We start from the raw sequence: 9,356 nt of genomic DNA, 5'->3' as shown, positions 1-9,356 counted from the left end.
CGCCCGTGCCGCCCGCCCGCCCCGCAAGCTGCCGGAGCTGACCCTGCCGCCCCGGCCGGACGCCGAGAAGGTGCGCGACATCATGTCCACCCATCTCGGCGTGCTGCGCGACGCCGAGGGCATGCACAGCGCCATCGCCCAGCTCACCCCACTCGCCCCCCACAACAGCGCCGCCAAACTCGCCCTCCTGATCGCCCAAGCCGCCCTCGCCCGAACCGCTTCCGTCGGCGCGCATTTTGTGAAACAGGCGGCCTGACACATGGTTATTTTCGCTCGATCGTGCCCGGGCCCGTCGCACGCTCCGATGTCGCCCGATCCCGCATTTAAGGATTTTTCATGATGCTGACCAAACTGCCCGATTTGTTGATCGAGCCTTGCGTACGCGCCGCCCTGCTGGAAGATCTCGGCCGCGCCGGCGACATCACCACCGATGCGGTGATCGATGCCGACACGCAGACGCGGCTCACTTTGACGACACGCGAAGCCGGCGCCATTGCCGGGCTGGATTTTGCCCGCCACGCCTTCCGCCTGGTCGACCCCGCGATCAGCTTCGAAAGTCTCCGCCCTGACGGCGCGCGCGTGCAGCCGGGCGAAGCGATTGCCCATATCGCCGGCCCGGCGCGCGGCGTTCTCACCGCCGAGCGCGTCGCGCTGAATTTTCTCGGCCGGCTCAGCGGCATCGCCACGGCGACCGCCAACATCGCCGACCGCATCAGCCACACGCGGGCGAAGATCACCTGCACGCGCAAGACCACGCCGGGCCTGCGTTTCGCCGAGAAATACGCGGTGCGGGCCGGAGGCGGCGCCAATCATCGTTTTGGCCTCGATGATGCGGTGCTGATCAAGGACAATCATATCGCCATCGCCGGCGGCGTGGCCATCGCCATCCGCCGCGCCCGCGCGCAGGTCGGGCATCTGGTGAAAATCGAGGTCGAGGTCGATACGCTGCGCCAACTCGAGGAAGCCCTGCTGGAGCGGCCGGACGCTGTGCTGCTGGACAACATGACTCCGGACATGCTGCGCGAGGCGGTGGCGCTGATCGATGGCCGCGCCATTGCCGAAGCGTCCGGCCGGGTGACCGCGGACACGGCCCCGACGATCGCGGAAACAGGCGTGGACCTCATCTCCGCCGGCTGGCTCACCCATAGCGCGCGGGTGCTGGATATCGGCCTGGATTTTCTGAGCGCTCACGAAGCAAGCAGCAAGACAAGGCTGATTCTTGTGAACAACAAATAGTTTTTGTCAGTGTGGTCCATGCTGGTTTCACCGGCATGGGTCCAAGCTCACGAAAGTTTTTGCCGCCGATTTTTCAAAAGCGGCTGCTTTCTTCTCTAAATTTCCAGCACCGCCGCCAAGCGCTCCAGCGCGCGTGTGAACAGCTTGCCATCGGCGGTAGCACGCGTCAGTACCAGCGCTCCCTGGATGCCGAGTACCGCATGCTCGGCCAGCTGCGTGGCAGTTTTTTCATCTTTGCCGACGCGGATGAGTGCACCGGCCAGCGCCGAAATCCAGCGGACAAAATAGCGGTTGATCGCCTGCGGAAAGCGGTCCCGGGTTTCGTCCAAGGCAAAAGCGCCGATCAGGCAGACGCGTTGGCCGGCACGAAAATACGCATCCACCGCCTGCCACATGCCGGCGATGGCCGCGCCCGGCTCTTCCTCCTCCAACGGCTGAAAAACATGCGCGATGAACCAGCGATCGACGTGATCGAGCACCGCTTCCGCCATCTCCTCCTTCCCTCCGGGGAAGAAGTGATACAGGCTCCCTTTGCTAAGGCCCGTGCGCGCGGTGATGCTGCTCAGCGTCGCCCCCTCATAGCCGAGCTCCCTAAACGCTTCGGCGAGCAGAGGAATGGCGTCACTCTTTTCAAAAACCGTTTTCACCATAGAGTCGGCATGCCGAATTAGAGGCCGAGTTCGGAAAGACCGGCGTGATCGTCCGGACGCCGCCCCAATGGCCAGAAGAATTTGCGGTCGCTCTCCTTGATCGGCAAATCGTTGATGCAGGCGTAACGATGGTGCATCAGCCCTTCCGCATCGAATTCCCAATTCTCGTTGCCGTAGGAACGAAACCAGTTACCACTGTCATCGTGCCATTCATAAGCAAAGCGCACCGCGATACGGTCGCCGGTAAACGCCCAAAGCTCCTTGATCAGACGATAATCCAACTCCTTGGCCCATTTACGGGTAAGGAAAGCAACGATGTCCGCGCGGCCGGTCACAAACTCCGCGCGGTTCCGCCACACGCTGTCCGGCGTGTAGACCAGGGAGACACGCTGCGGATCGCGGCTGTTCCAACCATCCTCAGCCATACGGACCTTGGCAGTTGCGGTTTCGAAGGTGAAAGGCGGAATAAGAACGGCCATTAAAAACTCCTGCGCTAAACCGATTGGTCTAATTTGTACCAATCGGTTTACTGCCTGTCAAGGAAAACCGCCATGGTGCCACAGGCCCAAAGGGCCGCCTTTAAAAAAGCGGCCCTTCTCTCGCTCAGCTGTTCACCAGGCGAATTTCGTTGCGGATCGTACCGATGCGGTCGATTTCGGTTTCCATGATGTCGCCCGGCTGCAAATATTCCGGCGGGGTGCGGCCGGCGCCGATGCCAGACGGCGTGCCGGTAGCGATGATGTCTCCCGGTTCCAGCGTCAAACCGAACGAAAGTTCGGCAATCAGGCGCGGCACCTTGAAATACATCTGCCGCGTGTTGATCTGCTGTTTGACCACGCCGTTCACCCGCGTGGTGAGATTCAAATTGTTATAGTCGATCTCGGCGGCGGGGATGATCCACGGGCCGATCGGGCCGTGCCCGTCCAGGCTCTTGCCCTTGAACCATTGCCCGCCATGGTCCACCTGCATATCGCGCGCCGTGGTATCGTTGATCACGCTGTAGCCGAACACGTAATTCATGGCGTCGCTTTCGCTCACATTGGTGCCGCGCTTGCCGATGATCACCGCCAGCTCGCCCTCCCAGTCGATCATTTTCGAGATCGCGGGATTGTACGGAATCGGATCGAACGGGCCGTTCACCGTATGCGTGCCCTTGGTGAAGAACACCGGATGCTCCGGCAGCTTGGCCTTGGCGGCGCGCGCCGTGATGCTCTCGTGGAAATGCTCGAGATAGTTCCAGCCGACCGCGTAGACATTGCGCGCCGGCACGGGGATCGGCGCATAAAGCCGCACACTGCCGACCGGAAGCGTACCCCCGGCGGCCGCGCAGCGCCGCGCCTCGGTCAAGGCCTGCGGCCCCGCGGCGATCAGCGAGATCATGCTCGACGGGTTGAAGCTCAGCGTCATGCTGTGCGCTCGCGCGGCGGCGCCGACATCGATGACCATGCCCGCGTCCGTGACCACGCCCACGCGCGCCGGCGCGCCAGGATGCGGGCTGAAGGTGACGAGGCGCAACGTTTCGCTCCCATCGGCCGATGCCGGCAACTGAATCACGTTCTTCGCGACGACCGGGCTCGCCATCAGCGAGCCGACCGCGGCCCCCGTGCCGAGCTTCAGAAAATTGCGTCGTGCGTTATCCATATCCACGTCCCCTGTTATTTATGCTTAGACAGTTGTTAGAAACTTGTAATGAGCTGGCGGATCGCCTGCCCCTGGTGCAGCCGCTCCATGCCGAGATTGATGTCGTCGAGCCCCAGCCGATGCGTGACCAGGCGGTCCACCGGCAGAAGGCCGCGCCGATACAGGCCGATATAGCGCGGCAGATCGCGGATCGGCACGGCGCTGCCCATATAGGAGCCGCGGATCGTCCGCTCCTCGCCGGTCAGCGTGACGGCGGGAATGGCGAACCGCGCCTGCGGCGGCGGCAGGCCGGCGGTGACAAGTTCGCCGCCGCGCCGGATGATCTGATAGCCAAGTTCCAGCGCCGCCACGGCACCAGCCAGTTCCAAAACCGTGTCCACGCCGCCCTTGGTGGCATCGCGCACCGCCTGCACCACATGCGCGTCGGCCGCGTTGAACAGGTCGGTCGCGCCGAAGGACTTCGCCACCGCCAGCTTCTGCTCATTGGTATCGAGGGCGATGATACGGCCCGCCCCGGCGGCCACCGCGCCCAGCAACCCCGCCAGGCCGACACCGCCGAGGCCGATGACCGCGACCGTACTGCCGGGCCGGACCCGCGCGCTGTTGAACGCCGCGCCGACGCCGGTGAGCACGGCGCAGCCGAACAACGCCGCCTCTTCCAGCTTCAGGTCTGGCTCTACCTTGACCAAGGAATGGCGAGACATCACGGCATATTCGGCGAAGCAAGACACACCGGTCTGGTGGTTGAGCGGCACGCTATCGCACGCCAGCCGGCGCGCCCCCGACAGCAGCGTGCCGTTGACATTCGCCTGGCCGCCGGGCTCGCACAAAGCCGGCCGCCCCTCGGCGCAGGGCAGGCAGTGGCCGCACATCGGCACGAACACCGAGACGACATGATCGCCGGGCCGCAAATCCTCGACCTGCGGGCCCACCGCCTCGACGATGCCGGCGGATTCATGGCCGACCACCATGGGGAGCGGCCGCGGGCGCACGCCCTCGACCACAGACAGATCGGAATGGCAAATGCCGGCGGCGGCAATGCGCACCACCACCTCGCCGGGACCGGGCGGGGCGAGATCCACCGTCTCGATGGTCAGCGGCTTGGTCTCACCATAGGGATGCGCCAGGCCCGAGCGGCGCAGCACCGCGGCGCGGATCTTCATGCGCGCCGACTCCCTGCCATGCGGCAGCCGCGAGGCTTTAGCACCATGTTATGCTCCCTTCCCTATAGCCAAACATACTAACAGGCGTATATTTATGCGCGGCGCGAAAAAGACTCTTCCCCCGGCCGCCGGCCGGCACGTTCCTAACCCAAGTTTATGATTCCAGGCGGAAAAATGTGACGGAACTCATTGCCTGTCAATCACGGCGCGCTCACGCCGGCGTGGCGCAAGATGGTTCGCGTTCCAGGAAACCGCGACATTACGACGCACCAAATAAAAAACCCCTTTCAAGAAAAGTTTTTATACGGTTACGATTCACAGCCGCATATTAATTTTTAGATTTACGGAAAAACGTGATCATGGCTCGCCTTGACCTCGCCAATTGTTTTTGGAACATTCAAACACAACCTTAAGTAATCAACCGAAGGGATGTGCGGTGGCAAGCGATCGCGGCAACGAAAAGGCGGAAGAAACCGCTATCCGGGATTTTTCGGATATCTGGGAAATCGCCCTCGCGGGCAGCGGCGCGGGCATCTGGGACCGCAGTTTCGTCACGAATCAAATTCGTTATTCCGCCGCGTGGTTTGCCATCCTCGGCTATCCTTACGACACCCGGCAACTTCACGTCACAGAATTTTATTCAAGGCTTCACCCTGACGACCGGCCTCATGTCCAGGCGGCGCTCCAAGCTCATTCCGATCGAAAAACGGCGTTCTATGAAGTCGAATACCGGATCCGCTGCAAAGACGGAACCTATAAATGGGTCCTCAGCCGCAGCGGCGTCACTGAGCGCGCCGAGGATGGCACGCCCCTTCGCATGGTCGGCACCACGACGGATGTCTCGACCACCCGTTCCATGGCCGAGCAGATGAAAGAGCAGAACGCCAAACTCCGGGACAATGCCGCCAAACTGTCTGCCCTTTCGCGTGAACTTGGCGAGCGGACCCGGGAACTGAGAGCCGCCCACCGCCTGGCAAAGATCGGCGTATGGCGCTGGGACGTGCAGGACCGCGCCATCCATGTCTCACGTGAACTTTGGCGATTCATCGGCCTGCCGCCCACCGACGCACCGGCCACGTACGAGCAGATCAAGTTGTTGCACCATCCGGATGACTATCATGATGCCCTCGCCGCTTATTATAAGGCGCTGCGCACGAAGGCGCCGGTCACGCTCGAATGCCGGTTCATCCAGCCGGATGGCGCCGTCCAGCATGTCCTCACCCATGTGGAACCGATCGTGCGGCCGGATGGCAACGTCACCCAACTGCGCGGGACGAGCCAGAATATCACGGCCTACCGGCACATCGAGGCGGCACTGCGCGACAGCGAAGACCGTTACCGGCATATGGTGGAGCTGCACCCGCAAATTCCCTGGACAGCGGGGCCCGATGGCGACGTCCTGGAACTCGGGGCGAAATGGCACCAACTGACCGGATTGACGCAGGCCGAAGCCCCGGCGGGCTACTGGATTGCCGCGGTTCATCCCGATGACCGCCCCCGCGTGGCGGCATTGTGGTTGGACTGCGTGGCGAACGGCCGCCCTTTGGACTGCGAATTTCGCTTCATCGCGCATGACGGCCAAACCGGATGGTTTCGCGCCCGCGCCGCGGCACGGCTCAGCCACCAGGGTGAAATCCTGCGCTGGTACGGCACGTTGGAAGATATCACCGACCGGCACAAAGCCGAGTCCGACCGGCGCGCCACAGAGACGCTGGCCTTCCGCGTTCTGGAAGCGACGAAAGATGCGGTCATCGTCTTCGACAGAAGCGGACGCGCGAAATATGCCAATACGCAAGCCACTGAGCTTTTCCGGTCTTATGCGCCTCTGGCCAACCGCGGCATTGGTGAAATTTTCCAGTCCGAGCCAAAATCTCATCTGAAGCAGGCCCTCTGGCGCGGGGTGGAGTCCGGCGAAAATTCTCATGCCACTTTTTTTTGCGAGGTTTTGCGCCTCTGGATCGAAGCGACCATTTACGCCGATGCCGAGAACGTTTCCCTGTTTCTCCGTGATATTTCGGACACAAGACGCGTCGAAGAGCAACTGAGTTACGCCGCCAGTCATGACTCCCTGACGGGCATTCTCAACCGTGGCGAATTCTTCGCGCGCCTCCAGGAGACGATCGCTCAGCAACCGGCGGGCCGGCGCACCGCGCTGTTCTGCCTGGACGTCGACAATTTCAAAGGCATCAACGACGTGCATGGCCGCCCGGTCGGTGACGGGCTGTTGCAGCAGATCGTCGAACGCCTCGCCTCCCTGCTCCGCCCGGACGATCTTCTGGCGCGATCCGGGGGTAATGAATTCATGCTGGCACAGACCAGCATCGCCACCGAGGAAGAAGCCGAAACCCTGGCGGCGCATATTCTTCGCACCATGGCACGCGGCTTCCTCGTCGATGAGCTGGTCATCGCGATCAGCATGTCCATCGGCATCGCGACGGCGACGTCCGCGGCCACGGACGCCGAAGCGCTCTATAAACAGGCCGATATCGCGCTCTACCAGAGCAAGACGAACGCGCGGGGAAATTTCCGTTTCTTTCATCCCGATATGCAGAAGAAATTCGATCGGGCGCATCGGCTGCGGCTCGATTTGATGACCGCCCTCAAGAAGAACGAATTCTATCTCGAATTTCAGCCGATCATCCGCACATCCGATGGCGCGCTTGACGGCGCCGAGGCGCTGTTACGATGGCAACACCCGACATGGGGCCTCATTTCTCCCGCGGAGTTCGTTCCCATCGCCGAAGATAGCGGGTTGATCTGCGAAATCGGCTCCTGGGTACTCCATCAGGCCTGCCTTGCCGCGCAGAGATGGTCCACGGCGCTCAACATCTCGGTCAATGTCTCGCCCCGCCAATTCGAACTTGGCGACATCGTTCAAACCGCCGCCGACGCGTTGCGCCGCTCCGGCCTGGCGCCGGCGCGGCTGAAGCTGGAAATCACGGAATCCGTGTTCATATCCAAGGAATCGGCGAGTTTATACATGATGAACGAGTTGCAGAATCTTGGCCTCAGCCTCGTCCTGGATGATTTCGGAACGGGCTATTCCGCGCTGTCCTATCTCGACACGTTCCGCTTCGACCTGGTGAAAATCGACCGGTCGTTCATCGCGAAATCCGGCAATGCCGAGGAGATGCAACCACTTCTGGAGGCGATCATCGGCATCACCTCGGCCTTGAAATTGCCCGTCACGGCGGAAGGCGTGGAAACGTGGGAACAGTTTGAATGCGTCCGGAAACTGGGCTGCCAATATGTGCAAGGCTATTTGTTCGGCAAGCCCGCGACAGAAACAGCGTTTTCGCGGGGCTTGCGGGAGCAGCGTCGCGCCGAAAGTTTTTAGCAAGCGATGAAACCAGCACGGCCCAAAGTTAACAAAGTTTTTTTGCTACTTTTTGTTCACAAAAAGTAGCCTTTCTTGCTTATCACTCCCAGGACAACGCGCCGCCATTCTGATACTCGATCACGCGGCTTTCGAAAAAGTTTTTCTCTTTCTTGAGATCCATCGCCTCGGACATCCACGGAAACGGGTTCGCCGTGTCGGCGAACACCGCCGGCAAACCGATCTGCGCGCAGCGGCGATTGGCGATGAAATGCATATATTGTTCGCACAATGCTGCATTCAGGCCCAGGAAGCCGCGCGGCATCGTGTCGTGGCCATAGGCTGACTCAAGTTCCGCCGCCTCCTTCACCATGGCGCGCACTTCCTCTTGAAAAGAGGGCGTCCAGAGATGCGGATTTTCGATCTTGATCTGGTTGATCACATCGATGCCGAAATTCAGATGCACGCTCTCGTCGCGCAAAATATATTGATACTGCTCGGCGATGCCGACCATCTTATTGCGCCGGCCGAGCGAGAGGATCTGCGCGAAGCCGGTATAGAACCACATGCCCTCGAAGACCACGTAGAACGCGATCAGGTCGCGCAGCAGCGCCTGGTCCGCCTCTTGCGTGCCGGTGCGGAAATTCGGATCGTCGAGATGGCGCGTGAAATTCAGCGCCCAGGCCGCCTTGGCGGTGATCGAGGGCACCTCGCGATACATGTTGAACAGTTCGCCTTCATCCAGCCCCAGGCTCTCCACGACATACTGAAACGTATGGGTGTGCACCGCCTCCTCGAAGGCCTGGCGCAGCAGATATTGGCGGCATTCCGGATTGGTGAGATGGCGGTAGATGGCCAGCACGATGTTATTGGCCACCAGGCTTTCCGACGCGGCAAAAAAACCAAGGTTGCGCTTGATCGCATGCCGCTCATCCTGGGTCAGCCCGTCGCGGGACTTCCACAGCGCGATATCGGCCTGCATGGAGACCTCGGTCGGCATCCAATGGTTATTGCAGGCGGCGAGATATTTATCCCACGCCCAGCGATATTTCAGCGGCAGCAGCTGGTTCACATCCGCGCGGCAATTGATCATCGCCTTTTCGTCGATGGAAACACGGCCGCCGGTCGGCGCCGCCACTTTATTTTCCGTTCCAGGCCAGTCGAGCATCGTCATCTTCTTTCCGCTAGAGCCAGTCACATCGCCTTTTATTGGCAAGCTTCGCAGGTGGGATCGTCGATCGCACAGGCCTTGCCCCAAGGCTCGGGGGAAGATTCCGGCGCCACGCTCACGGCCACCGCATTGAGCTTGCCGTCGGTGCCGCGCAACGTCGATTTCTCGACATGCGTCGC

General features: G+C 61.4%; 7 protein-coding genes and 1 pseudogene. 3 read left to right on the top strand and 5 right to left on the bottom strand.

Annotated features, from left to right (window positions below; genetic code table 11):
• Together VNC39_RS08705 and nadC are read left to right on the top strand one after the other, a co-directional pair.
• A pseudogene (locus VNC39_RS08705) lies at window positions 1-256 on the top strand (L-aspartate oxidase); the annotation flags it as partial.
• 83 nt (window positions 257-339) lie between these two features.
• Complete coding sequence (nadC, locus tag VNC39_RS08700; protein WP_325398226.1) at window positions 340-1,236, top strand: carboxylating nicotinate-nucleotide diphosphorylase; 897 nt, start codon at window positions 340-342, stop codon at window positions 1,234-1,236.
• A gap of 95 nt (window positions 1,237-1,331) precedes the next feature.
• Here nadC and VNC39_RS08695 read toward each other — a convergent pair whose 3' ends face one another.
• The 4 genes from VNC39_RS08695 to VNC39_RS08680 form a co-directional block, all read right to left on the bottom strand.
• Window positions 1,332-1,886 carry a TetR/AcrR family transcriptional regulator gene (locus VNC39_RS08695; protein WP_325398222.1) on the bottom strand — a complete coding sequence of 185 codons (555 nt, stop codon included), beginning with the start codon at window positions 1,884-1,886 and terminating at the stop codon, window positions 1,332-1,334.
• A 17-nt stretch (window positions 1,887-1,903) separates the two neighbouring features.
• On the bottom strand, window positions 1,904-2,365 hold the full coding sequence (locus VNC39_RS08690) for a nuclear transport factor 2 family protein (protein WP_325398220.1): 462 nt from the start codon (window positions 2,363-2,365) through the stop codon (window positions 1,904-1,906).
• A 124-nt stretch (window positions 2,366-2,489) separates the two neighbouring features.
• Window positions 2,490-3,527, bottom strand: coding sequence for a fumarylacetoacetate hydrolase family protein (locus tag VNC39_RS08685; RefSeq protein WP_325398218.1), 1,038 nt, complete (start codon window positions 3,525-3,527; stop codon window positions 2,490-2,492).
• Window positions 3,528-3,562: 35 nt separating this feature from the next.
• Window positions 3,563-4,690 (bottom strand): zinc-dependent alcohol dehydrogenase family protein, encoded by a 1,128-nt coding sequence (locus VNC39_RS08680; RefSeq protein ID WP_325398216.1) that lies wholly within the window; start codon window positions 4,688-4,690, stop codon window positions 3,563-3,565.
• A gap of 436 nt (window positions 4,691-5,126) precedes the next feature.
• On the opposite strand from VNC39_RS08680, the gene VNC39_RS08675 reads away from it, so the two are divergent.
• Window positions 5,127-8,027: an EAL domain-containing protein gene (locus VNC39_RS08675; RefSeq protein ID WP_325398214.1), complete on the top strand. Its 2,901-nt coding sequence runs from the start codon at window positions 5,127-5,129 to the stop codon at window positions 8,025-8,027.
• 82 nt (window positions 8,028-8,109) lie between these two features.
• Here the strand turns inward: VNC39_RS08675 and VNC39_RS08670 are convergent, their stop codons facing one another.
• Window positions 8,110-9,180 carry a ribonucleotide-diphosphate reductase subunit beta gene (locus tag VNC39_RS08670; RefSeq protein WP_349255471.1) on the bottom strand — a complete coding sequence of 357 codons (1,071 nt, stop codon included), beginning with the start codon at window positions 9,178-9,180 and terminating at the stop codon, window positions 8,110-8,112.
• Window positions 9,181-9,356 lie beyond the last annotated feature (176 nt).

The sequence above is a fragment of the Acidocella sp. genome, assembly GCF_035535915.1.
In the GTDB taxonomy this organism is placed as follows: domain Bacteria; phylum Pseudomonadota; class Alphaproteobacteria; order Acetobacterales; family Acetobacteraceae; genus Acidocella.
This window is presented reverse-complemented; position numbering and strand designations above follow the sequence as displayed.